Genomic DNA, 23564 nt, shown 5'->3' with positions numbered 1-23564 from the left:
TTATTTCATCGTGCTGTAAATGCCATAACCGGCAGAAAAGGGGAATTGTCCCCTTTTCATATCGCAACACCGTCAGCATTACCTTACTTCCGACAGGCTGCCCGCCAGCGCCGAATATTTCAACCTGCCGTAAAAACCCGTATACTCCCCGGCATTACAGGATTTCACCCGCTATCCACATCCCCTGGCGGCACGAGAAGTAGCTATGAATCAGACAGATACAAGAAAAGAATCCCTTGAATACAATAAACTGCAGAAACGTCTGCGGAGAAATGTAGGCAACGCCATCATCGACTACAACATGATCGAAGAGAATGATGTGGTGATGGCCTGCATGAGCGGCGGCAAAGACTCCTTCGCCATGCTCGATATTCTGCTGAATCTCAAGAAGGTTGCGCCGATCCATTTCGACGTGGTGGCCGTAAACCTGGATCAGAAGCAGCCGGGCTTCCCTGAGCACATTCTTCCTGACTATTTTGAAAGTCTGAATATTCCTTACTACATCGTGGATAAAGACACCTATTCAGTGGTGAAAGAGAAGATCCCTGAGGGGAAAACCACCTGCGGCCTCTGTTCAAGGCTGCGCCGTGGTACGCTCTACTCCTTTGCTGAACGTATTGGCGCCACCAAAATTGCGCTGGGCCATCATCTTGACGATATCGTGGAAACGCTGTTTCTGAACATTTTCCACGGTGCGCGCATGAAAGCGATGCCGCCGAAACTGCGCTCTGATGATGGCCGCAATGTGGTGATACGCCCGCTGGCCTACTGTCGCGAAAAAGACCTGATCGCCTATGCGGAACATAAAGCGTTCCCTATTATTCCCTGCAATCTTTGCGGTTCCCAGGAGAACCTGCAGCGCCAGGCGATCAAAGCGATGCTGAGCGAATGGGATAAAAAAGAGCCGGGCCGCGTGGAGAGCGTATTTAAATCGATTCAGAACGTCAGCCCCAGCCAGCTTGCGGACCGCAACCTGTTCGATTTCGTTAACCTGCCGCTGGAAAGAGAAGGTGAGCGGGAAGAGTACGCCTTTACGGAAGCCACCGTCTCTTCCACCAATATCGATAAATCCCTGTTTATCGACGTAACCAATCTTTAACCCTTTCTCACCGGCTGGCATTGGGCCAGGCCGGTGTTCCCGTTAATTGCCCGGCAGTAACGGGAAACCGTGGTTTCTGCTACACTCAGCGCCATTCCGCCCGCCGGTTTTATCAGAGAGTAATTTGTGACTGCTTTTTCAACCCTGACATCCCTGCCAGCCAGCCAGATCGACAATCTGAACGAGCTCGGCTACCACACCATGACCCCAATCCAGGCCGCTTCTCTGCCCGCCATACTGGAAGGGAAAGACGTCCGCGCGCAGGCGAAAACCGGCAGCGGCAAAACCGCTGCATTCGGTCTTGGCGTGCTGCATCGCATTGATGTCAGCCAGTTTGTCACGCAGTCGCTGGTGCTGTGCCCGACGCGTGAACTGGCCGATCAGGTAGCCAAAGAGCTGCGTCGTCTGGCGCGCTTTACCGCAAATATAAAAATCTTAACCTTGTGTGGCGGTCAGCCCATGGGTGCACAGCGTGACTCGCTGGTACATGCGCCGCATATTGTGGTGGGGACGCCCGGGCGTATTCTTGATCACCTGAAGCGTGAAACGTTGCAGTTAGGTCAGATCACTACTCTGGTGCTGGATGAAGCGGACAGGATGTTGGAAATGGGCTTCCGCGAAGATATCGACGCGATTATTCGCTATTCTCCTGCCTCCCGTCAGACGCTGTTGTTCTCTGCAACCTGGCCGCAGGATATTGCGCAAATCAGCCAGTCGGTGCAACGTGACCCTGTCACCGTTGAAACCGATGTGGTCTCCGATCTCCCCGCCATTGAACAGCGCTTTTATGAAGCGGGTCCGCGCGAAAAGCTGACGGCGCTTATCGGCTTGCTGAGCGACCGTAAGCCCTCATCATGCGTGGTGTTCTGCAATACCCGACGGGAATGCGATGACGTTGCTTATGCGCTGGAAAAAGAGAATATCAGCGCGCTGGCGCTGCATGGCGATTTAGAGCAGCGTGACCGCGACCAGGTGCTTATTCGCTTCGCTAACGGCAGCTGCCGGGTGCTGGTGGCAACTGACGTTGCGGCGCGTGGCCTTGATATTAAAGCGCTGGCGATGGTGGTGAACTACCAGCTCTCTTTTGATCCGGAAGTGCATGTCCACCGCATTGGTCGTACTGCCCGCGCGGGCGCAGAGGGGATCGCCATCAGTCTGGTTGCACCTGACGAGATGATCCGTGCCCATGCGCTGGAAGATTATCTGCAGAAGAAGCTGAGCTGGCATAGCGTCTCGGAGCTGAAGTCTGTGGCTTCGCAGCCGCTGCCGGCGGAGATGGTCACCCTGAGCCTGGATGGCGGTAAAAAAGCGAAAATCCGCCCGGGAGATATTCTGGGCGCGTTAACTGGCGAAGCGGGATTAAGTAGTGAAATGATCGGTAAGATTGATATCGCGCCGACTCAGGCTTACGTCGCTATTCGTCAGGAGAGCGCCCGTCAGGTGATGAAGCAGCTGCAGCAGGTCAAAATCAAAGGGAAATCGTGCCGTGCACGGTTAGTGAAATAAACCTTCCTGTTGTAGAATGAGAAAAGGCCAGCTTGTCTGGCCTTTTTTTATCAGCTTATCAGCGCGCTCAGATTTTATGGACTTCCGGCGGTTTGGCCAGAAGGGGCTCTGCATCGGCCATCAGCGTCTGGAAATGCGGCTGGCCACCATGGATCTCAACCGCTTCGGCATTGCGCCAGGTTTCATGAAACAGGAAGACATTGCCATCCTCCACGCTGCGGTAGAGGTCATAGTGCAGGCAGCCCGCTTCCTCACGGGCAGGCTTCACGCCGTGATTCAGCACTTTCTTTAATTCATCAGCCTTGCCAGGCCTGGCGGTAAATTTCGCCACAATAATAATCGTTTTATCGCTCATCGACTTCTCCCTCTAGTTTCTGCATATCCAGGCCGAAAATCGGCCCTGTAACCGGACAGGATAGCGCCAGCGTCAGACCGTGCAGGCTATGGCAGCCAGAACGAGTCTTCCGTTGCACCTCACTGATGGCATCATGCCATAAACGCCAGATCACTTCAGGTAGTCTCTTCTCCGGGAGGGATAAAAAAGGCAGGAATTAAGATAACCCCGCCTCTTACAACAGAGAAAAGAGGGCTTAGGCGTGACAATGTCACAAAATGCAGCGGTTAACTCTCTGCACCGGGTCAGTAAGAACGGATTAAGCAGTGCGTCTTAACCATTTGAAAGGAAGGGGTTTTACAGGCTTCCTTTTACGGTTAAAAAAATGAGACGCCGGACTATTGCTATTTTAAGGCTTTTAATTTGGTAAATATTCGTGACAGCTCTCGACCCGCCTGAGTTCGTAGCCTATGCTGGCTTTCTGCATAATTACCGTTCCCGGAGAAGAGATGAAAGCAGCGACCTTTCTGCTTGTAGGTTGTGCGCTGTTGCTGTCCGCCTGCAGCAGCAGTGAAACCGACAACGAACCGCCGCAACAGGCAACCAGCGCCCACGTGCCGCCGCATGTTGTGATGTCAGATTTAGCCGCCAGCACCTGTGCCAGTGCGGGGGGAACCCTGGCTCTCTCCCGCCAGCTGGATGGCAGTGCAGTAGGCATGTGTCAGTTAGCCAACGGCCGTCGCTGCGGCGAGAGCGCGCTGGCTGGCGGGACCTGCGCCCGCTAAAACCGGCCGGCAGAATAATAACCGGCCAGCATTCTGCAAATTATGCAGTCAGTTCGTTCTGGCAGGGCTGACCGGTTGTTAATTGTTTCAGGTTTTCCAGCGTGGTTTCAGCAATGCTGGTCAGCGCTTCCGCCGTCAGGAAAGCCTGATGGCCGGTAAACAGCACGTTATGGCAGGCTGAAAGGCGACGGAAAACATCATCCTGAATCACATCGTTCGATTTATCTTCAAAAAAGAGATCCCGCTCGTTTTCGTAGACATCCATTCCCAGAGAGCCAATCTTTTGCAGCTTCAGCGCGTCAATCGCCGCCTGTGAATCGATTAAGCCGCCCCGACTGGTATTGATGATCATCACGCCATCCTTCATCTGTTCGAACGCGGTCATATTTAACAGATGGTGATTTTCCGGCGTGAGCGGGCAGTGCAAAGAGATCACATCAGACTCTCTGAACAGCGTATGAATATCGACATATTCGGCGCCCAGCTCCAGCGCGGCGGGGTTAGGGTAAGGGTCAAAGGCCAGCAGGCGCATGCCAAACCCTTTCAGGATCCGCAGCGTGGCAAGACCAATTTTTCCGGTTCCCACTATGCCAGCGGTGCGGCCATGCATATTAAACCCGATCAAGCCTTCCAGAGAGAAGTTGGCATCACGCGTACGCTGATAAGCGCGATGAATGCGACGGTTAAGGGTCATCATCATGCCCACCGCATGCTCTGCCACCGCCTCAGGCGAATAGGCCGGCACACGAACCACTTTGATCCCCAGCTCTTTTGCAGCCGCAAGATCGACATTATTGAAGCCAGCGCAGCGCAGGGCGATAAATTTAATCCCCAGTTCGGCCAGCTCCTCCAGCACCACGCGGCTGCCATCATCGTTAACAAAAATGCAGATGCCGTCGCAGCCCACGGCGTTTTTCGCGGTGCGTTCGGTCAGCAGGAAGTCGAAGAACTCCAGTTCATAACCATACTGCTCATTGACCTGCTCAAGGTATTTCCGGTCATACTGTTTGGTGCTGTATACCGCAAGTTTCATCATCTCTCTCCTGTGACCCTAAGGGAATGCTGCTTCCATCATAGTAACAATAATTCTTAACAGGCGCGGGACCGTCGCACAGATTTGCGCAGAATCATGATTATTAGTTAAAAACTTCTCCGCCAGGGGATTCCATGCCATCATTTCACCCTATGCTCTTCACGGATGGAACAGAATGTTGACTGGCCTCTCACGCGGCTGGAAAGTCGTCACTGCGATTATAGCGATCGTGGTGCTGTCGCTCGCGGCCCTGCTGCTGACTCTACCCCACTGGCTGCCCCGGCTGGTTGGGTTGTGGCTGCCTGCCAACACCTCTCTGGTAATGGCGGGGAGTCCGCAATGGCGCTCGGGTAAACTGACGCTGTCGGGCCTGCGGTATCGTGTGGCAGAGTGCGATCTGGCGGACATTCGCGATCTCTCACTAGGGCGCAAGGCCGGGCGTTGGGTGTTAAAGGCGGGCAGTGTGACCATAGAGAGCAGCTGTAGCAGCAAACTCCCGGCCAGCGAGCAGCCTGACACCCCGCGCACCCTGGCCGACTGGCAGGCCATGCTGCCCGCTGCGGATATAGCCATCACTAATCTCACTGTCTCTCCCTGGCAAACCTGGGCAGGTGCGCTGGAGCTGAGCACCGATCGTCAGCAGCAAACGCTTCGTTACCGCAGCCAGAATTTGCTGCTGAATGCACAGCTTAATGGCCAGACGCTGACGCTCAATTCGCTGACCCTCAACGTACCGGGTGTGCCTGAGCCGGTGAATATTGCCGGTACGTTACGCTTACCGACTGTTCCCAATACGTTACCTGATAGCGGTAAACTGAAAGGGGCAATGACGCTTCAGGGCATTCCCGCGCCATTGACCGTTAACCTGGCGTGGCAACAGCAGGCGGGAGAACTGGTTATCCACCCTCAGGGGGATGAGACGCCGCTGGTGAGCCTGCCGTGGGCCATCTCCGAACAACAGATCCTGATCCAGCAGGGCCAGTGGTGCTGGCCCTATGCTTCGCAGCCTCTCTCCGGCGGCGTTACCCTGGCCCTGAAAAACTGGCAGCAGGGGATCCCGGCCACAGAGATAACCGGGCGGCTGAACGTACTCACGCAAGGGCGCGGCGGGAAAGGAAACGTAGTGCTTTCACTGGGGCCAGGCCATCTTGACTGGCAGAACAGTCAGCTACCGTTTCGTTTGACCGGTGAGAGCAAACTCGCTCAGCTGCAGTTCTATGCCGGTCTCCCCGGCGAGCTGCAGGGCCCGCTGCTGGATCCGGTACTGCAGCTCAAGCCTGGCGCACTGCTGCGGCTTCGTGGTCGCCTGCTTTCCACGCTGGAGGTTGATGAAGCCCGCTGGCCGCTGGCGGGGGTGACGCTCTCATCAAAGGGGATCTCTGGCCGTCTGCAGGCCATCCTTACGGCTCACGATCCGCAGTGGGGCCGTTTCAGGCTCCATCTGGATGGTCGCGCTGCTGACTTCTGGCCTGATAAAGGCAAATGGGGCTGGCGCTACTGGGGCGAGGGGTATATGGCGCCGCTGTCGGCCAGATGGGATGTCAGCGGCCGGGGGCGTTGGGAAGCGTCGCTGATTGAGCTTTCCTCCCTTTCCACAGGTTTTGACCAGATAAGTTACGGCAGCGTTAACGTACAGGCGCCACGCCTGAGTCTGGCAGAACCAGTCCACTGGCAACGTGATAGCGAAAAGCCGGCGTTTGATGGCAAATTCCGGCTGGATGCGCAGCAAACCACCTTCAGCAGCGGCGGTTTTTTACCGCCCGCCACGCTCAGCGTCACCCTGAAAGGGCGCGATCCTGCCGCGTTTCTTTATAATGGCACGCTTAATGCGCAGGAGATTGGCCCGGTGCGTCTGCAGGGTCGGTGGGATGGGGTGCGCCTGCGCGGCCAGGCCTGGTGGCCGGAACAGTCGCTGACCGTTTTCCAGCCGCTACTGAGTGACGACCTTAAAATGAAGATTCAGGGTGGCAGGCTAAAAGCGCAGGTCGCCTTTTCCGCTGCTGCCGATCAGGGGTTCGAAGCGGGTGGGCACTGGGTGGTCAGCGAGGGCAGCGTGTGGATGCCGGACAATGAGATCAACGGCATCGATTTCTCTCTGCCGTTCCGGCTCAGGGCGCATCAGTGGTATTTCGGCGCAAAAGGGCCGGTTTCGCTGCGAATCAAAGAGGTGAAGAACCAGTTTGCGCTAAAGAATATCACGGCTGATTTGCAGGGCTGGTATCCGTGGAACGCCAGAGAGCCGCTGCGCCTCAGCAACGTCTCTGTCGATGTACTGGGCGGGCAGTTGAGTATGGAGAGCCTGCAGATGCCCCAGCAAGAAGCCGCAACAGTACGGCTGCGCAATATCAGCATGAGTGAGCTGGTGACGGCGGTGAAGCCCAAACAGATCGCCATGTCCGGGCATATCAACGGCGCGATGCCGCTGTGGCTGACCAATTCCCGCTGGCTGATTAAAGATGGCTGGATCGCCAACAACGGGCCGCTTACCGTACGGCTGGATAAAGATTTTGCGGATGCTATCGCCAGCAGTAACATTGCCGCCGGAGCCGCGATGGACTGGCTGCGCTATATGGAGATCTCCCGCAGCTGGGCGACGATAGATATTGATAATCTTGGGGCGATGACCATGAAGGCGCAGGTCAACGGCATCAGCCGCTTCAGTGATAAAAACCAGCGCGTGTCGCTGAATTACACGCAGCAGGAAAACCTCTTTCAGCTCTGGCGCAGCCTGCGCTTTGGCGATAATTTGCAATCCTGGGTGGAACAAAACGCCACGCTGCCGACGCAAAAGGAAACGACTGATGAAACGCATTAGCCTGCTGATGCCTGCCGGAATATTGCTGCTGAGCGGCTGTATACCGCGTATTGAAATAGCGGCACCAAAAGAGCCGATCACCATCAATATGAACGTTAAGATTGAACATGAGATCCATATCAAGGTTGATAAGGATGTCGAGGCGCTGTTAAAGAACCAGAGCGGTCTGTTCTGAGGAGTTCAGCATGCAACTAAAAAGTCTCCTGCTGGTGCTGCTGTTACTCTCTCCGGCAGCAATGGCACTCACCCTGGACGAAGCGCGTAGCCAGGGGCGGGTAGGCGAAACGCTAACGGGCTATATAGCACCGCTCAAGCAGGACAAAGAGACGCTGGAGCTGGCAGAACGCATCAATCAGGGGCGTAAACAGCAGTATCAGATCCTGGCAGAGCGAAATAATATGACCACCGCGGCGGTCGGCAGAATAGCGGGGCAAAAGCTGGTTGAACGCGCAGCGGCAGGGGAATATGTGCGCGGCATTAACGGAGAGTGGCTGCAAAAAGGGCAATAAAAAAGCAGCCCGCAGGCTGCTTCTCTGTCATCTCTGGCGTTAAGCTGCAACGATCTGCTTCAGAACGTCTTTGGCATCGTTGGCCGCTTTGGTCGCCACTTCCGGACCGTAAGCAATGCCTTCTGCGAAGACAAATTTCACGTCGGACATCCCCAGGAAGCCCAGGAACAGCTTCAGGTAAGGAGTCAGCAGATCGCTTGGGGTATCTTTATGGATGCCGCCACGGCTGGAGATCACTACCACTTTCTTACCGGTGATCAGGCCTTCAGGACCGTTTTCGCTGTAACGGAAAGTCACGCCAGCACGGGCAACCAGGTCAAAGTAGTTCTTCAACTGGGTTGGGATGTTGAAATTGTACATCGGCGCCGTCATAACAATGGTGTCATGAGCCTGGATTTCTGCAATCAGCTCGTTGGAGAGATCCAGCGCTTCCTGCTGACGAGGAGTCAACGTGGCATCTGAAGGACGCAGCGCACCAACCAGCTCGCCATCCAGTACTGGAATTGGGTTTGCAGCCAGGTCGCGGACGGTAATTTCGTCGCTGCCGTGCGCCGCTTTCCACTCTTCAACAAAGTGATCGGCCAGCTGATTTGACTGAGAGTAACCGGCAAGAATACTGGATTTCAGAACTAAAACTTTGCTCATGTTAATTTCCTGTTTGGGATGCGAAAGATGTTCCGCTCAATGCTTTACACTCTAGGGATAATCGATTCTCAGTGATAGTGCAATATTCTGAGGGCTATGTTCGAAATTACTGAACAAGCTTACCCGCGCAGAGCCAGAGCTAAGTGTTTGTCTGTGCTACAATAGGCAAAATTTTTATCCCCATCGTCTGCCGCACGCCCGGCAGTTAGCGAGTTTTGAATTTTATGTCGATAACACCGCAATCGCCCCTTGCCACGCTCTTTCCCCGTCTGGACGCCGTTATGCTGCGCGATCGCCAGCGGTTGCTGAAGCGTCTGCACGGGGCTAAAAAAGTGAGTAAGCCAGCCGCCCTGCAGGCTATTGCTGATGAACTGGCTGCAGAAATCACCCTGGCTGAAGCGCGGGTAGCTCAGCGTCGCGCCGCTACGCCGACCATTCGCTATCCGGAAAACCTGCCGGTCAGCCAGAAGAAACAGGATATTGCGGACGCCATTCGCGATAATCAGGTGGTGATTGTTGCTGGTGAAACAGGCTCAGGTAAAACCACTCAGCTACCCAAAATTTGTCTGGAACTGGGCAGGGGCATCACCGGGCTGATTGGCCACACCCAGCCGCGCCGCCTGGCTGCGCGCACCGTGGCAGACCGCATTGCCGAGGAGCTGGAGACCAGCCTTGGTGGCTGCATCGGTTATAAAGTCCGTTTTAACGACCAGGTGAGTGAAACCACCCAGGTCAAGTTGATGACCGACGGTATTCTGCTGGCTGAAATTCAGCAGGACCGGCTGCTGATGCAGTACGACACCATCATTATCGATGAGGCGCACGAACGCAGCCTGAATATCGATTTCTTGCTCGGTTATCTGCGGGAGCTGTTGCCGCGTCGCCCCGATTTAAAAGTGATCATCACCTCCGCGACCATCGACCCACAGCGCTTCTCGAAGCATTTCAACAATGCACCGGTGATTGAAGTTTCCGGCAGAACTTATCCGGTTGAGGTGCGTTACCGTCCGGTGGTGGAAGAGGCTGATGATACCGATCGCGATCAGCTCCAGGCGATTTTTGATGCGGTGGACGAGCTGGGTAAAGAGAGCCGCGGCGATATTCTGATCTTTATGAGCGGCGAGCGCGAAATTCGCGATACGGCCGATGCGCTCAACCGGCGCGATCTGGCTCATACCGAGATCCTGCCGCTCTACGCCCGTCTGTCGAATGCCGAGCAAAACCGCGTGTTCCAGTCCCACACCGGCAGGCGTATCGTGCTGGCGACCAACGTGGCAGAAACCTCGCTGACCGTGCCGGGCATCAAATATGTTATCGATCCGGGCACGGCGCGTATCAGCCGCTACAGCTTCCGCACCAAGGTGCAGCGCCTGCCTATCGAACCGGTTTCTCAGGCTTCGGCTAATCAGCGTAAAGGCCGCTGTGGCCGTGTCTCTGAAGGGATCTGCATTCGTCTCTATTCAGAAGAGGATTTCATCAATCGTCCGGCGTTTACCGACCCGGAAATTCTGCGCACCAATCTGGCCTCGGTCATTCTGCAAATGACCGCGCTGGGTCTGGGCGATATCGGCGCGTTCCCCTTTGTGGAGGCGCCAGATAAGCGCAATATTCAGGATGGCGTCAAGCTGCTGGAAGAGCTGGGCGCCATTACCCAGAGTGAAAATCAGCACTACAAGTTAACCCCCGCGGGCCGCTCGCTGGCGCAGCTGCCGGTGGATCCCCGTCTGGCCAAAATGGTGCTGGAAGCCCAGCGCTACGCCTGTACGCGGGAGGTGATGATCATCACCGCGGCGCTCTCTATTCAGGACCCGCGTGAGCGGCCGGCGGAGAAGAAGCAGGCTTCTGATGAAAAGCATGCCCGCTTTGCGGATAAAGAGTCCGATTTCCTGTCGTTCGTAAACCTGTGGGACTATCTGCAAGAGCAGCAAAAGGCGCTCTCCTCCAGCCAGTTCCGCCGCCTCTGCAAGATGGAGTATCTTAATTATCTGCGCGTGCGCGAATGGCAGGATATCTACACCCAGCTGCGTCAGGTCGTGCGTGAGCAGGGCATCCCGCTAAACAGTGAGCCGGCGGATTTCCGCGGCGTGCACACGGCGCTGCTTACCGGACTCCTCTCCCATATCGGCCAGAAAGATGCCGATAAGCAGGAGTATACCGGCGCGCGTAATGCCCGTTTTGCTATTTTCCCCGGATCCGGGCTATTCAAGAAGCCGCCTAAATGGACCATTGTGGCAGAACTGGTCGAGACCAGCCGGTTGTGGGGGCGCATTGCCGCCCGCATCGACCCGGAATGGATTGAGCCGGTCGCCCAGCATCTGATTAAGCGCAGCTACAGCGAGCCACACTGGGAAAAAGCGCAGGGCGCGGTGATGGCCAGTGAAAAAGTGACGCTGTACGGGCTGCCCATCGTGGCCGCCCGCAAGGTTAATTACAGCCAGATCGATCCGGTTCTGTCCCGCGAACTGTTTATTCGCCATGCGCTGGTCGAAGGCGACTGGCAGACTCGCCACGCCTTTTTCCGCGCCAACCTGAAACTGCGTGAGGAAGTGGAGGAGCTGGAGCATAAGTCCCGCCGTCGCGATATTCTGGTGGATGACGAGACGCTGTTTACCTTTTACGATCGGCGTATTCCGCATGAAGTTGTCTCGGCACGCCATTTCGACAGCTGGTGGAAGCAGGCGAGCCGTGAAGAGCCGGAGCGGCTGAATTTCGCTAAAGAGATGCTGATTAAAGAGGGTGCTAACGACGTCAGCAAGCTCGATTACCCGAACTTCTGGCAGCAGGGCAATCTTAAACTGCGTCTGAGTTATCAGTTCGAGCCGGGAACGGATGCGGACGGAGTGACGGTACATATTCCGCTGCCGTTGCTGAATCAGGTTGAAGAGGGCGGCTTTGAGTGGCAGATCCCCGGCCTGCGCCGTGAGTTGATTATTGCCCTGATCAAATCGCTGCCAAAACCGGTGCGCCGTAATCTGGTACCAGCACCTAACTATGCTGAAGCATTTTTAGGCCGCGTTACGCCGCTGGCGCTGCCCCTGCTGGAAGCGCTGGAGCGCGAGTTCCGGCGCATGACCGGCATCACCATTGATCGGGAGGCCTGGCAGTGGGATCAGGTGCCCGATCACCTTAAAATCACCTTCCGGGTAGTGGATGAAAACAACCGCAAGCTGAATGAGGGGCGCGACCTTGCCGCACTCAAGCTGCAGCTGAAAGGCAAGGTGCAGGAGACGCTGTCGCTGGTGGCGGATGACGGGCTGGAACAGAGCGGGCTGCATATCTGGAGCTTTGGCGATCTGCCCGACCATTTCGAGCAAAAGCGCGGTAATTACAGCATGAAGGCCTGGCCTGCGCTGGTGGATGAAAAGGATAGCGTCGCCATCCGGCTGTTTGATTCTCAACACGAGCAGAGGAAAGCGATGTGGCGCGGGCAGCGCCGTTTGCTGCTGCTGAATATCCCGTCGCCGATTAAATATCTGCATGAAAAGCTGCCGAACAAAGCCAAGCTGGGGCTCTACTTTAACCCTTACGGCAAGGTGCTGGATCTGATTGATGACTGCATCGCCTGCGGCGTGGATAAGCTGATTGCTGAACATGGCGGTCCAAGCTGGCAGGAAGCGGGTTTTGCAGCCCTGCACGAAAAAGTACGCGCAGAGCTGAACGATACAGTGGTTGATATTGCGAAAAAGGTGGAGCAGATCCTCACTGCGGTCTTCAACATCAACAAGCGACTGAAAGGGCGCGTGGATATGACCATGGCGCTGGCCCTCTCTGATATCAAAGCGCAGATGTCCGGGCTGGTCTACAAAGGGTTTGTGACCCAGAACGGCTGGAAGCGTCTTTCAGATACGCTACGTTACCTGAACGCGATTGAACGCCGTCTGGAAAAGCTGCCGGTCGATCCGCACAGCGATCGTGCCAGAATGCTGAAGGTGGAGAACATACAGCAGGCGTGGAACACCTGGTACAACAAGCTGCCGCCGCTTCGCCGTGAGGATGAAGATGTGAAAGATGTCCGCTGGATGATTGAGGAGCTTCGCGTCAGCTACTTCGCCCAGCAGCTTGGTACGCCCTATCCGGTTTCAGAGAAGCGTATCCAGCAGGCAATGGATGAGATCGTAGTATAACGGCAAGCTAAACGTTGATCGCAAAAAGGCAGCAGATTTTCATCTGCTGCCTTTTTTTACATGCCGCGTAAATAGCCGACGCGCTGTGGTATTGGTAAATACAGCCGCGCCGCATGGCTGCATAAGAGCAGAAGGTATTACGCTCTGGTGTTTATTCCTGCGCTAACGCTTCCAGATTATCGCGAAACGCGGTGACGGCGATGGCGCGGTTATCCGCCTGATAGCGATCTTTAGCCGCCGGCGCCGAGCTTTGCACGGCAATCAGCTGCCAGACGTTATCCACCTGCAACAGTAGCGGCGATCCGCTGTCACCGGGTAACGTATCGCACTGGTGCGACAGCACCCCTTTCTGCGCCCATCCGGTCACCAGACAGTTGCTGTGAGAGTAGAGCGTTTCAAGGTGATCCAGCGGGTAGCCTGCCTGCGTCACTTTGCGATCTTCTGCTTTCAGCGCGGCAGTTAAATCGCTGCGGCTGCCGTCGAACAGCGGGATGGGGGTAATACCCGAGGGCGGATTATGTAATATCACCAGGCCATAATCGTAAGGCGCGGCGGAAGAGGGCACGATCCAGCCGTCGCCGTCAGCTTTCAGCTTATGACCTAATTCAGCATCGACACGTGTTTCAATATCATGAATTTCGTAACGCCAGTGGCCTTTATTGGTTGAAATAAAGCGCAGGGCGATAGCTTTGTCTATTTTACCCGGTGGCGCCAACAGACAGTGGCCGGCGGTCAGCACCAGGTGGGCCGAGATCAGCGTGGCGCTACAGAGATTGCCGCTGGCGGTTTCCAGTTGACCAATAGCCTCCCAGGGTTGGCTGGCGGTATCAGCCACCGCTTTTCGATCGTCATGACCAAAGAAGAGCGTTTTGACATCAGCTGCGCTCGGACTTTCATCATCATCGTCAGCATGGGAATAAAAAGAACAGGCTAAGCATCCAATTAAAAAAACAGCTGTCAGGCGCATGTTTCTCTCTGAGTGGAGAATGAAGAGTAAGGGTTAACCACGGCGTGATAATAACTATAGACGGATAGCGGTAAAAAAGGGAGTTTAATTTGGAATATCAGCACGCTACGCAAGTTAAAGATAAAAGCTGGCGGCAATAACCCCGCAGACGATCATAAAGCCCAGGATAATTTCGAATAAATAGCGGCGTACCATCATCCGATCTCCAGGAAAGAAACACCCGGAATAATCCGGGTGTTTGTATTAAATCATGTTGAGGGGGGAGCCAGGCTCCCGCTTCATTAATTACGCTTTAGGCGCAGCGGCTTTCTTAGCCATTTTCTTGTGGTGTACTTTTTTAGCTGCCTGAGCTTTCTGTGCTACTGGCTTAGCGGCTTTCTTGTGGTGCACTTTTTTAGCTGCCTGAGCTTTCTGCGCTACTGGCTTAGCGGCTTTCTTGTGGTGCACTTTTTTAGCTGCCTGAGCTTTCTGCGCTACTGGCTTAGCTGCTTTTTTGTGATGCACTTTTTTAGCAGCCTGGGCTTTCTGCTCTGCCGGTTTTTTAGCGGCTTTTTTGTGGTGCTTTTTAGCAGCCTGGGCTTTCTGTACGGCGGCTTTATGATGTTTTTTGTGGTGCGTGGTCGCTTTTGCCGGAGCAGCGGTGGTAGCAGTTGCGGCTGGAGCAGCGGTAGTCTCCGCAGCGAAAGCCATTGAAGAGATACCCATTGCAGCGGCTACAACCAGAGCAAATAATTTTTTCATTGCAAAACCCTCAAATGTTTAGTTCATGTATCAGCCCACTGCGGGGCCGGTAGAGCAACTATATGAGAAGGCGTGAGGGCTTTCAGTGAGTGATTGGTATCGGCGTGTAACGGATTGTACAACCGGGAAGAGCAGGCGGGATCGCCTGCTCTTAAGGGGATCAATAACCGTTAAGGTAGCGGTTTTCCAGATGCTGGCGGAAATAAGCAGGGTTGAGATCTTCGCCGGTCGCGTTCTCCATCAGCTGACGGGTGCTGAAACGGCTGCCGTGCTGCCAGATGTTTTGCTGCAGCCACGCAAATACCGGCTCCAGATTGCCCTCGCGCAGCAGTTCGTCGACCTGCGGCAGCGCTTTTTTCACGCTCTGGAAGAGCTGTGCGGCATACATCGCTCCCAGCGTGTAGGTAGGGAAGTAACCAAATGCGCCATCGGTCCAGTGAATATCCTGCATGCAGCCGTCGCGGTAGTTGCCAGTGGTATCCAGCCCCAGCAGCGCCTGCATTTTTTCCTGCCACAGGGCAGGAATGTCGTCGACCTCAATATCCCCGGCAATCAGCGCACGTTCAATTTCATAGCGCAGAATAATATGGGCCGGATAGCTCACCTCGTCCGCGTCGACGCGGATCAGGCCCGGCTTCACCCGCTGGTTCAGAGCGATAAAGTTAGACTCTTCCAGCGCAGGGCCGTCGCCAATCAGCAGCTTAACCTGCGGCAGGATCAGGCTGAGGAAATCGGCGCTGCGTCCAAGCTGTTTTTCAAAGAACAGACTCTGGGATTCATGGATCGCCGTCGAACGCGCCAGCGAAACCGGCTGGCCTGCCCACTGCTTCGGCAGATTCTGCTCATAGCGCGCGTGGCCCGTTTCGTGGATCACGCCCATCATGGCGCTGATAAATTCATTCTCGTTATAACGCGTGGTAATGCGAACATCTTCCGGCACGCCGCCGCAGAAGGGGTGCGCACTGACGTCAAGCCGCCCGGCGTTAAAGTCAAAACCGAGCTGCTTCATGATCGCCAGGCCAAGCTGCTTTTGCGACTCTACGGCAAAAGGCCCGACCGGGACGTCCACGGTTTCCTGCGCCTGTTTCTCTACGATACGTTGCAGTAAATCTGGCAGCCAGGCTTTGATGTCGCCGAAGGTTTTATCCAGCTTCGCACTGGTCATGCCCGGCTCATAAATATCGAGCAGCGCATCGTAGCGCGAGCAGCCGTTGGCCTGAGAGCGGATTTCCGCTTCCTGGCGGCTGAGTTTGACCACCTCTTTCAGGTTCGCTGAAAAACCCTGCCAGTCATTGGCGGGCCGCTGCTGGCGCCAGGCGTGTTCACAACGCGAACCGGCCACGGATTTCGCTTCCACCAGCGAGGCGGGAAGCAGGGCGGCCTGCTGCCAGGCGCGGCGCATCTCAAACAGGTTGGTGCGTTCAACGTCGTTTAAAGAAGCCTGTTCCGCTTCATTCAGCCACTCTCCCACCTCTTTTGCCGTCAGGATTTCATGCTGCAGCACGCTGAGTTCAGCAAGGGCCGCCCCCCGGGCGCTGCTGCCGCCGGGCGGCATCATGGTCATCATATCCCAGCCGGTAATGGCGGCAAGATGGCCAAAGCGTGAAAGGCGGGTGAAGGTACGGGTTAAGTTAGCGTAGGCAGTTGACATGAGGCTCCCTGGAAAGTTTTTGCGCTGTCAGGCAGCGCCTGTAGAGGATGATAAGGGTAAATCAACAGGCCAGCAAAAGCGAACGCTGGCACCGCCGAGCGGGCTGGCATCAATTAACACATAGCCATTAAAGGCCTGGGCGACAGAGTGAACAATCGCCAGACCAAGACCGCACCCGCCGGTGGCGCGGTCACGGCTGGGGTCGAGGCGTACAAAGGGTTCAAATACCCGCTCCCGCTCGTCCGGCGGAATGCCCGGTCCGTCATCCTCCACCTGCAGGCAGGCGGTATTGCCATCAAACCAGAGGCTGACGCGCAGCCGTTCACTGGCGTAGCGCAACGCATTGTTCACCAGATTGTCCAGCACGCGTTCCATCAGGCGGGTATCGGCAACGCCCGTGTTATGCCGTTGCGGCATATCAAGGTCAATCGTAAAGTCAGGGTGGAGGGTGCGGATATCGTCAAGCCGCTCCTGCAGCCATTCAGCCAGATCCAGAGAGTGAAGGTTAAGATCGACTTTGGGCCGGTCGAGCCGCGCATAGGTCAGCAACTCTTCGATCAGTGATTCAAGCTGACCAATATCGCGATTCAGGGCCGCAGCCTCACTCTCCGTTAAGTTATCGCTCATCTCCAGCCGGTAGCGCAACCGCACCAGCGGGGTGCGCAGCTCGTGAGCAATCCCGTCAATCAGCTGTTTTTTACTGGCCACCAGGGTGTTGATATTGTCCGCCATCTGGTTAAAGGCCACGCCAAGCCGCAGCAGGCTGGAGGCGCTGTCAAAATGGATGCGCTCGTTAAGATGCCCCTGACCAAAACGCTGGGCGGCCGTTTCCAGTCGCAGCATATCTTTCCAGTGCGGCCGCATCCAGATGAACACCGGCAGCGCCAGCGAAATACCGATAAAAGCCAGCAGCACGATATCCAGAATGCGCATCTCATGCAGGAAAAACAGATAGGGGATTGGGCCTACCGCCAGCACATAGTGGCTGCGGGGGATATGCTGAAGAAAAGTGTACTCATCGTCCAGCGCCACTATCTCACCGGCGCGCAGGTGCCGCAGGGTAACGGGATCGAGCTGATATTTGCTCATCGGTTCAATATGCAGCTTAAACGAAAGGTTCAGCTCCAGATTATCGATGGTCTTATTCCAGTCGCGCGGCGGGATCTCACGCAGCTCGCTGCGCATCAGATAGAGCGAGCTTTTCATCAGATCGTCCATCGACTGTCGTCCGGCCCGTTCGGCGGTGAATTTGTACACCAGGCCAACCAGCATCGCCATTACGAGAAAGCAGACAAACAGCAAAAGATAGAACTGGATAAAGAGTTTTTTCATTTTGCGTCCCACGCATGGGGAGCGAAGAGGTAGCCTTTGTTACGGATGGTTTTGATGCGATAGGGTTCAGTGGCGCTATCCAGCAGTTTTTTACGCAGTCGGGAGATAGCCACGTCGATACTGCGATCCAGGCCATCGTAGCTGACGCCGCGCAGGGTTTTTAACAGCGCATCACGATTCAGGATCGAACCAGCGTGGGTGGCCAGCTCCCACAGCAGGTCAAAATCGGCGGTGGAAAGGGCAATGACCTCACTGCCGAGCGTGACTTGCCGGTTGACCGGATCCACAGAGAGCGTGCCAAAACGGAGCGCGTTCTGTCCCGCCACTTTAGGCGCAATTTCATCGCTCTGGCTGCTGCTGCCAGCCTGACGCAAATGCAGCCGTAAACGTGCCAGCAGCACAGCCGGCGGGGTGGTTTTCAGAATGTAGTCGTTAGCGCCCATTTCAAGAGAGAGAATATGATTCATGTCGCTGTCCAGCGAGGTCAGCAGCACGATGGGGCCAGACCAGGTTTGACCGGCGCGCAAATCACGGCAGAGCGTCATGCCATCTTTGCCGGGTAGCATAATATCCAGCATCACTAAATCTGGTCGGGCTGCCGCAATCGTTGCTTCAGCTCGATCGCCACGGCTCTCAACAATCACTTCAATATCATGACGGTTCAGGTAGGCAGCAATCAGTTCGCCAACCTCCTGGTCATCTTCAACGAATACAATTTTGTTCATAGCGCTGTTTTTCTGTGAGGAGAGGGCAAGATTACTCTTTGTTAAACTTAACTACTATTACCCGCCGCGAAATAACGTCAGATGTATAGTATAAGCACCCTTATTTATGCCATTATAGCCGCCGGCCTGCCGGGGCAGCCCGCGAGGACTAATCATCAGAGAAAGGAGAGTAAGAGTGTCTGATAAAAAGCTGGCTTCTGCCGGGCACAGTGACTATATCTGCCTCAATTATATCGATTTCCTCGCTGCTTCCTGTAAAAAGCGCTGGAGTTTTGTCGACGCTATCTATGGCGTGTTGCCTATCTTTGGCGTGGTCACCAGGAACTCCCGCAATTTGCCCCAGGCGCCATCAGAACGGTTGAAAGCCCTCGCGTTACAAATCATCTCTACTCAGGTCAGTGACGAAATCAACATCGCCCGACTGATAACGCTGGCTGAACAACAACATATCGAAAAGTTTGATATTCTGCTGCCCTATACGCTCTCAGAGCCGCAGCTTGATCTCGTCCGTCAGGAGTACGTTAAACCCCTTACTCTTCAGCAGCATGATGACCGACTGACGGTCAGCATTCCCGCCTGGTCGCATTAACACCGCCTTATCCCATCAGCATTCCGGGCCGGTCGCAGCAGTATGATGACCGCCTGACGGTCACCATCCCTGCCTTTTCGCACTACCGCAGCAGTACCCACAACGCCGGTGCCATTCCCACCACCAGCAGCGCCATCGAACCTTTTTCCAGCATGCTGAGTTTCTCCACGCCTCGTCCACCCCGACGGGCAAACAGGAACAGCATCATGCCGGGCGCGTAAAGCACCACGGAAAGCAGCAAATGCAGAGGCCCGGAAGCGTAAAGCAGCCAGAGGCCGTAAGCGCTGGCACCGCAGGCGATAGCCATCACGCCAGGGCGTTCAAGCGATTTGGCCACCTTAAACAGATAAGCACCCACCAGGAAATAGGGCACCAGAATCATCTCCGAGGCGATAGTCAGCAGCGTGTTGTAGTCTGAACCGGTCAGCCAGATGAGCACCAGGCAGAGCTGAACACTGCCGTTGGTCAGCCAGAGCGAGGCAGCGGGGGCACCGCGGGCATTTTGTCGGGCCAGCGAACGAGGAAACGCACCCTGATCTGCGGCAAGCAGGGGCACTTCTGCCGCCATAATTGTCCAGCTCAGATAGGCACCACAAACCGAGACCACCAGGCCAACGGCGATGATCAGATTGCCCCAGGAGCCGATCAGACGGGTCATTAACCCAGCCATTGAGGGATTACGCATCTCTGCCAGTTCTGCGCGCGGCACAATCCCCAGCGACAGTAGCGTGACCAGCAGATAAACGATCAGCGCCGCGATCACCGCCAGCATCGTCGCTCGCCCCACATCCCTTTTGTTGCGGGCGCGAGCCGATACCACCACCGCACCCTCGACGCCAATAAACACCCATAACGTTATCAGCATGGTGTCTTTCACCTGCTGCCAGACGGGTTTACCCAGCGCCAGTCCGTTGAAATCAAAACGGAAACGGTCGTAGTTAAACGCCAGCAGCGCCAGCACTACAAACAGACCCAGTGGGATAAGTTTGCCCAGCGTCGCCACGATATTAATGCTGGCTGCGGTTTGTACTCCCCGCAACACCAGCCAGTGAACCAGCCACAGCAGCAGAGAGGCGCCCAGCATCGCCTGCCAGGTATTGCCATCACCAAACACCACATGACCCGGGGAGTCGGTAAAGAAGCTCAGCGCAGAAAAAACGATGACCAGATAGGAGACGTTAGCAATGACCGCACAGAGCCAGTAACCCCAGGCGGAGCAGAAGCCGACAAGCTCACCAAATCCGGCTCTGGCATAGGTGAATATGCCGCCGTCCAGCTCTGGCTTCAGCCGCGTCAGCAGCAGCAAAGCGAGCGATAGCAGAATAATGCCGCCTCCCGTAATGGCCCAGCCAATCAGCAGGGCGGCCGGGCTGGCTACCATCGCCATATTTTGCGGCAGACTGAAAACGCCTGCGCCGAGCATTGAACTGAGCACCAGCGCGGTAAGGGCAGTAAGGCCTAATTTTTTGTCCAAAGAAAGGTCCCAATAGCAGAATAAAAAACCAAACCAATGGTAAACCTTCGCTTTTCATGCCGGGAAAGGGCGAGTGAGATGAAGGAATACCCTGAAGTCGGCGGCGATTCTACGGAGTGAGAACGGGAGATGCAATGCGATTAGCGAGGATTGTGAGTGGTTATGCAAAATAACCGCCTTCACTATGCAAAAGAGCAGGGACGGCGGGCGCCGTCCCTGAAGAATTACTTAAAGAGGTCTGCGGAGACGGTAAGGTTACCCCCGCTCTGATTAGACCACTGGCGGGTAACGTGGTAGTACTTCGCGCCTTTTTTAATGGCGGCCTGACCTACAGCTTCAGACACCTCTGTAGGCGTACCGAAGTGGCCGGTAAAGGTGACGCTGTCAAACGGCTGCATCTGTGCTGCCGTAATGGCGTTAACTTCCTGCACGCTTTTGCCGTCCGGCGTTTTAATGGTGTAACGCTGACCAGAAGAAGACTGCGTTTCAAAGAAACGACCTACGTTAGCGCTTGGGGTTTCTGAAGAAGCCACGCCCGGGATCTGTACGGTTTTCGCCGCAGCGCCGCCGGCAGCCAGCGCCGCTTTACCAGCCTGAGAATCGGCCGGGATCAGATCGGGAGACTGAACTTTACGCTCTTTCGCGTCAGCCTTATAAATGTAGGCAGTGATGTACTGGTTGCCGCCGCTGTTAGCATCGACCTGGCGAATGATATAGAAGGAAGCCGCATCTTTAGCTTTTGCCGCTTTGGTAATAGCGTCATTCACTTCCGGCTGGCTGCGGTAGAAACCACTAATCGAAACCGTATCGAACGGTTCAAGTTTGTAGGCTTCTGCCTTTTTCAATTCGCGTATACCATTAATGATACGATCATCCGATGGCGCCGCTTTGGGTGCATCCGCATGATAGAGATCTGCCACTACGCGCCAGTTCCCGCCGTTTCCGTTGGTATCAGAGATATTCTGAATGTAATAAGAAGCCGCGCCCATTTCATCGGCACGTTTTGACACCGCTGCGCTGGCGTCATTGATAGCATTAAAACGACCGGAAACCGCAATACGATCAAACGGTTTCAGCGAGGCCGCTTTTTCCGGGGCCAGCTCCTGTGCCGCAAAAGCGGAGAGTGATGTCAGTGACAGCAGGGCTGATGCCAGAAGGGTGTTCTTCAGCTTCATAAAAATAATCCTTCGCCTTACGCAAAAAATGAGTACGAAAACGTGCTGGACTCTTGATGTGTAACAGATTAGCTGCCGATTATTACATGTAATAATGCCTGCTGTCTCAGCCATTTTGAGTCATCAATCGCGCTTCGCTTTGCCGGAGAGCTTAACAGTATTAATAAATTGTTAAATTACGCTGTTAGCGCGCCGCTTACCACTTAAGCTGGTTATTGATACCACTAATAAAGTTAATTCATTGTTAAATAGTGTTTTTTCTATTTCATTAATTGGTTAATGCGCTTTTTTAGCCAGCAGATTATGCGCTAATATCAAATAAATTCAGCCTCAACGTGCTGCTTTTGCCGCTTGCCTCTGAATTATTATATGAAAAGTTGCGAACCTTCCCGCAGTGGCTGGATCGCAGCACATATTTTCAGTAGGTTATAAACAGTTTGAAACAGTTCCTGTCGCGGTCATCCGGGCCGTGACAGTCAGGACCAACCATCAAATTACCTCTGATGAAAGGGAATATTATGCTAATTGGAATAACCAAAGAGCGGTTGCCCAACGAAGCCCGGGTTGCCGCAACGCCAAAAACGGTAGAGCAGCTGCTGGGACTTGGTTTTACCGTCGCGATAGAACGCGACGCGGGGAAACTGGCGAGCTTTGATGATGCCGCTTATGCCGCAGCAGGTGCCACGCTGGTGGATACCGCCACCGTCTGGCAGTCAGACATCATTCTGAAGGTCAATGCGCCCGATGAAGAAGAGATTGCCTTAACCCGTGAGGGCAGCACGCTGGTCAGCTTTATCTGGCCTGCGCAGAATCCCGATTTACTGGAAAAGCTGGCGGCCCGCAAGGTCACCGTGATGTCCATGGATGCGGTGCCCCGTATCTCCCGCGCACAGTCACTGGATGCCTTAAGTTCAATGGCCAACATTGCCGGTTATCGCGCGATTGTTGAGGCAGCCCATGAGTTTGGCCGTTTCTTTACCGGGCAAATCACCGCCGCAGGCAAAGTACCGCCAGCAAAAGTGATGGTGATTGGCGCGGGCGTAGCTGGCCTTGCGGCGATCGGCGCAGCAGGCAGTCTTGGTGCTATCGTCCGTGCTTTTGATACCCGTCCGGAAGTTAAAGAGCAGGTCCAGAGCATGGGCGCCGAATTCCTGGAGCTCGATTTTGAAGAGGAAGCGGGCAGCGGCGACGGCTATGCAAAAGTGATGTCAGAAGCCTTTATCAAAGCTGAGATGGCGCTGTTTGCCGCACAGGCAGAAGAAGTGGACATCATCGTCACCACCGCGCTGATCCCGGGTCGGCCCGCACCGAAGCTGATTACTGCCGAAATGGTGGCTTCGATGAAGCCTGGCAGCGTGATTGTCGATCTGGCGGCGCAAACCGGCGGCAACTGTGAACTCACGGTAGCCGATCGGGTGACCACTACCGACAACGGCGTAAAAATTATCGGCTATACCGATCTGCCAAGTCGCCTGCCTACCCAGTCTTCACAGCTCTACGGCACTAACCTTGTCAATCTGCTGAAGCTGCTCTGTAAAGAGAAAAACGGTGAAATCAGCGTTGATTTCGACGATGTGGTAATTCGCGGCGTGACGGTTATTCGTGACGGCGAAGTCACCTGGCCTGCGCCACCGATTCAGGTCTCTGCAGCCCCTAAAGCGGCGCCAGCAGCAGCAAAAATGGTCGAGAAAGAGGAGAAAAAACCCGCCTCTCCGTTCCGCAAGTACGCACTGTTTGCGCTGGCGATCATCCTCTTTGGCTGGTTCGCCAATGCGGCTCCCGCCGCCTTCCTCTCTCACTTTACGGTGTTCGCGCTCTCCTGCGTAGTGGGTTACTACGTGGTCTGGAACGTGAGTCATGCATTGCATACGCCGCTGATGTCGGTAACCAATGCGATCTCCGGGATTATCGTGGTCGGCGCGGTGCTGCAAATCGGACACGGCGGCTGGGTCAGCTTCCTGTCATTTATCGCGGTGCTGATTGCCAGTATCAATATTTTCGGTGGCTTCACCGTAACTCAGCGCATGCTGAAAATGTTTCGTAAGAACTAAGGGGTAATC

Annotated in this window: 20 protein-coding genes; 9 read left to right on the top strand and 11 right to left on the bottom strand. The window is 55.1% G+C overall.

Annotation, left to right across the window (positions count from 1 at the left end):
- Positions 1–205: 205 nt before the first annotated feature.
- Entirely contained in the window at positions 206–1099 is an 894-nt protein-coding gene (ttcA, locus tag Q3V30_RS10830) for a tRNA 2-thiocytidine(32) synthetase TtcA (protein WP_306205500.1), read from the top strand.
- Between the two features lie 126 nt (positions 1100–1225).
- Positions 1226–2605, top strand: a complete 1380-nt coding sequence (gene dbpA, locus Q3V30_RS10825) for an ATP-dependent RNA helicase DbpA (protein ID WP_306205498.1) — start codon at positions 1226–1228, stop codon at positions 2603–2605.
- A 67-nt stretch (positions 2606–2672) separates the two neighbouring features.
- Here the strand turns inward: dbpA and Q3V30_RS10820 are convergent, their stop codons facing one another.
- Complete coding sequence (locus tag Q3V30_RS10820) at positions 2673–2960, bottom strand: putative quinol monooxygenase (RefSeq protein WP_306205497.1); 288 nt, start codon at positions 2958–2960, stop codon at positions 2673–2675.
- Positions 2961–3448: 488 nt separating this feature from the next.
- Here Q3V30_RS10820 and Q3V30_RS10815 point away from each other — a divergent pair, with 488 nt between their 5' ends.
- On the top strand, positions 3449–3724 hold the full coding sequence (locus tag Q3V30_RS10815; protein ID WP_306205495.1) for a putative hemolysin: 276 nt from the start codon (positions 3449–3451) through the stop codon (positions 3722–3724).
- A gap of 40 nt (positions 3725–3764) precedes the next feature.
- On the opposite strand, the gene Q3V30_RS10810 is transcribed toward Q3V30_RS10815, so the two are convergent.
- On the bottom strand, positions 3765–4757 hold the full coding sequence (locus Q3V30_RS10810; protein WP_306213189.1) for a 2-hydroxyacid dehydrogenase: 993 nt from the start codon (positions 4755–4757) through the stop codon (positions 3765–3767).
- Positions 4758–4932: 175 nt separating this feature from the next.
- On the opposite strand from Q3V30_RS10810, the gene Q3V30_RS10805 reads away from it, so the two are divergent.
- From Q3V30_RS10805 to Q3V30_RS10795, 3 genes are read left to right on the top strand one after another with little or no spacing between them, the layout of a single operon-like run.
- Positions 4933–7572, top strand: coding sequence for a YdbH family protein (locus Q3V30_RS10805; RefSeq protein WP_306205493.1), 2640 nt, complete (start codon positions 4933–4935; stop codon positions 7570–7572).
- Complete coding sequence (locus Q3V30_RS10800) at positions 7559–7747, top strand: YnbE family lipoprotein (RefSeq protein ID WP_306205491.1); 189 nt, start codon at positions 7559–7561, stop codon at positions 7745–7747. The genes Q3V30_RS10805 and Q3V30_RS10800 overlap by 14 nt, the downstream gene beginning before the upstream one ends.
- A gap of 10 nt (positions 7748–7757) precedes the next feature.
- Positions 7758–8081, top strand: a complete 324-nt coding sequence (locus tag Q3V30_RS10795) for a YdbL family probable chaperone protein (RefSeq protein WP_306205489.1) — start codon at positions 7758–7760, stop codon at positions 8079–8081.
- A gap of 39 nt (positions 8082–8120) precedes the next feature.
- On the opposite strand, the gene Q3V30_RS10790 is transcribed toward Q3V30_RS10795, so the two are convergent.
- On the bottom strand, positions 8121–8726 hold the full coding sequence (locus tag Q3V30_RS10790; protein ID WP_306205487.1) for an FMN-dependent NADH-azoreductase: 606 nt from the start codon (positions 8724–8726) through the stop codon (positions 8121–8123).
- Between the two features lie 224 nt (positions 8727–8950).
- On the opposite strand from Q3V30_RS10790, the gene hrpA reads away from it, so the two are divergent.
- The gene (gene hrpA / locus Q3V30_RS10785; protein WP_306205485.1) at positions 8951–12850 is read left to right on the top strand and encodes an ATP-dependent RNA helicase HrpA; all 3900 of its coding nucleotides are present in this window, start codon (positions 8951–8953) and stop codon (positions 12848–12850) included.
- A gap of 151 nt (positions 12851–13001) precedes the next feature.
- On the opposite strand, the gene Q3V30_RS10780 is transcribed toward hrpA, so the two are convergent.
- From Q3V30_RS10780 to rstA, 6 genes are all read right to left on the bottom strand, one after another.
- Positions 13002–13817: a trypsin-like serine peptidase gene (locus Q3V30_RS10780; protein WP_306205484.1), complete on the bottom strand. Its 816-nt coding sequence runs from the start codon at positions 13815–13817 to the stop codon at positions 13002–13004.
- A 114-nt stretch (positions 13818–13931) separates the two neighbouring features.
- The gene (gene ydgU / locus Q3V30_RS22810) at positions 13932–14012 is read right to left on the bottom strand and encodes a small membrane protein YdgU (RefSeq protein ID WP_463322711.1); all 81 of its coding nucleotides are present in this window, start codon (positions 14010–14012) and stop codon (positions 13932–13934) included.
- A gap of 90 nt (positions 14013–14102) precedes the next feature.
- A complete protein-coding gene (gene asr / locus Q3V30_RS10775; protein WP_306205482.1) occupies positions 14103–14558 on the bottom strand; it encodes an acid resistance repetitive basic protein Asr in 456 nt (151 codons plus the stop codon).
- 160 nt (positions 14559–14718) lie between these two features.
- Positions 14719–16209 carry a carboxypeptidase M32 gene (locus Q3V30_RS10770; RefSeq protein WP_306205479.1) on the bottom strand — a complete coding sequence of 497 codons (1491 nt, stop codon included), beginning with the start codon at positions 16207–16209 and terminating at the stop codon, positions 14719–14721.
- A gap of 27 nt (positions 16210–16236) precedes the next feature.
- A complete protein-coding gene (rstB, locus tag Q3V30_RS10765) occupies positions 16237–17541 on the bottom strand; it encodes a two-component system sensor histidine kinase RstB (protein WP_306205477.1) in 1305 nt (434 codons plus the stop codon).
- Positions 17538–18266: a two-component system response regulator RstA gene (rstA, locus tag Q3V30_RS10760; RefSeq protein WP_306205475.1), complete on the bottom strand. Its 729-nt coding sequence runs from the start codon at positions 18264–18266 to the stop codon at positions 17538–17540. The genes rstB and rstA overlap by 4 nt, the downstream gene beginning before the upstream one ends.
- A 175-nt stretch (positions 18267–18441) precedes the next feature.
- Here rstA and Q3V30_RS10755 point away from each other — a divergent pair, with 175 nt between their 5' ends.
- On the top strand, positions 18442–18855 hold the full coding sequence (locus Q3V30_RS10755; RefSeq protein ID WP_306205473.1) for a hypothetical protein: 414 nt from the start codon (positions 18442–18444) through the stop codon (positions 18853–18855).
- A gap of 82 nt (positions 18856–18937) precedes the next feature.
- Here the strand turns inward: Q3V30_RS10755 and Q3V30_RS10750 are convergent, their stop codons facing one another.
- Entirely contained in the window at positions 18938–20329 is a 1392-nt protein-coding gene (locus Q3V30_RS10750; protein WP_306205471.1) for an amino acid permease, read from the bottom strand.
- A 224-nt stretch (positions 20330–20553) separates the two neighbouring features.
- Positions 20554–21504, bottom strand: coding sequence for a DUF1471 family protein YdgH (gene ydgH / locus Q3V30_RS10745; protein WP_306205469.1), 951 nt, complete (start codon positions 21502–21504; stop codon positions 20554–20556).
- 518 nt (positions 21505–22022) lie between these two features.
- Between ydgH and pntA the strand changes: the two genes are divergently transcribed.
- Positions 22023–23555, top strand: coding sequence for a Re/Si-specific NAD(P)(+) transhydrogenase subunit alpha (gene pntA / locus Q3V30_RS10740; protein WP_306205467.1), 1533 nt, complete (start codon positions 22023–22025; stop codon positions 23553–23555).
- Positions 23556–23564 lie beyond the last annotated feature (9 nt).

It is taken from the genome of Erwinia pyri, from assembly GCF_030758455.1.
Classification (GTDB): domain Bacteria; phylum Pseudomonadota; class Gammaproteobacteria; order Enterobacterales; family Enterobacteriaceae; genus Erwinia; species Erwinia pyri.
This window is presented reverse-complemented; position numbering and strand designations above follow the sequence as displayed.

What these genes read in the sequence shown, in the direction of transcription:
- hrpA (WP_306205485.1), top strand. Translation starts at nt 8,951, where the DNA reads ATGTCGATAACACCGCAATCGCCCCTTGCCACGCTCTTTCCCCGTCTG.
- Q3V30_RS10790 (WP_306205487.1), bottom strand. Translation starts at nt 8,726, where the DNA reads ATGAGCAAAGTTTTAGTTCTGAAATCCAGTATTCTTGCCGGTTACTCT.
- Q3V30_RS10820 (WP_306205497.1), bottom strand. Translation starts at nt 2,960, where the DNA reads ATGAGCGATAAAACGATTATTATTGTGGCGAAATTTACCGCCAGGCCT.
- ydgH (WP_306205469.1), bottom strand. Translation starts at nt 21,504, where the DNA reads ATGAAGCTGAAGAACACCCTTCTGGCATCAGCCCTGCTGTCACTGACA.
- Q3V30_RS10815 (WP_306205495.1), top strand. Translation starts at nt 3,449, where the DNA reads ATGAAAGCAGCGACCTTTCTGCTTGTAGGTTGTGCGCTGTTGCTGTCC.
- ttcA (WP_306205500.1), top strand. Translation starts at nt 206, where the DNA reads ATGAATCAGACAGATACAAGAAAAGAATCCCTTGAATACAATAAACTG.
- pntA (WP_306205467.1), top strand. Translation starts at nt 22,023, where the DNA reads ATGCTAATTGGAATAACCAAAGAGCGGTTGCCCAACGAAGCCCGGGTT.
- Q3V30_RS10810 (WP_306213189.1), bottom strand. Translation starts at nt 4,757, where the DNA reads ATGAAACTTGCGGTATACAGCACCAAACAGTATGACCGGAAATACCTT.
- rstB (WP_306205477.1), bottom strand. Translation starts at nt 17,541, where the DNA reads ATGAAAAAACTCTTTATCCAGTTCTATCTTTTGCTGTTTGTCTGCTTT.
- Q3V30_RS10795 (WP_306205489.1), top strand. Translation starts at nt 7,758, where the DNA reads ATGCAACTAAAAAGTCTCCTGCTGGTGCTGCTGTTACTCTCTCCGGCA.
- Q3V30_RS10800 (WP_306205491.1), top strand. Translation starts at nt 7,559, where the DNA reads ATGAAACGCATTAGCCTGCTGATGCCTGCCGGAATATTGCTGCTGAGC.
- Q3V30_RS10770 (WP_306205479.1), bottom strand. Translation starts at nt 16,209, where the DNA reads ATGTCAACTGCCTACGCTAACTTAACCCGTACCTTCACCCGCCTTTCA.
- asr (WP_306205482.1), bottom strand. Translation starts at nt 14,558, where the DNA reads ATGAAAAAATTATTTGCTCTGGTTGTAGCCGCTGCAATGGGTATCTCT.
- rstA (WP_306205475.1), bottom strand. Translation starts at nt 18,266, where the DNA reads ATGAACAAAATTGTATTCGTTGAAGATGACCAGGAGGTTGGCGAACTG.
- ydgU (WP_463322711.1), bottom strand. Translation starts at nt 14,012, where the DNA reads ATGGTACGCCGCTATTTATTCGAAATTATCCTGGGCTTTATGATCGTC.
- Q3V30_RS10780 (WP_306205484.1), bottom strand. Translation starts at nt 13,817, where the DNA reads ATGCGCCTGACAGCTGTTTTTTTAATTGGATGCTTAGCCTGTTCTTTT.
- Q3V30_RS10805 (WP_306205493.1), top strand. Translation starts at nt 4,933, where the DNA reads ATGTTGACTGGCCTCTCACGCGGCTGGAAAGTCGTCACTGCGATTATA.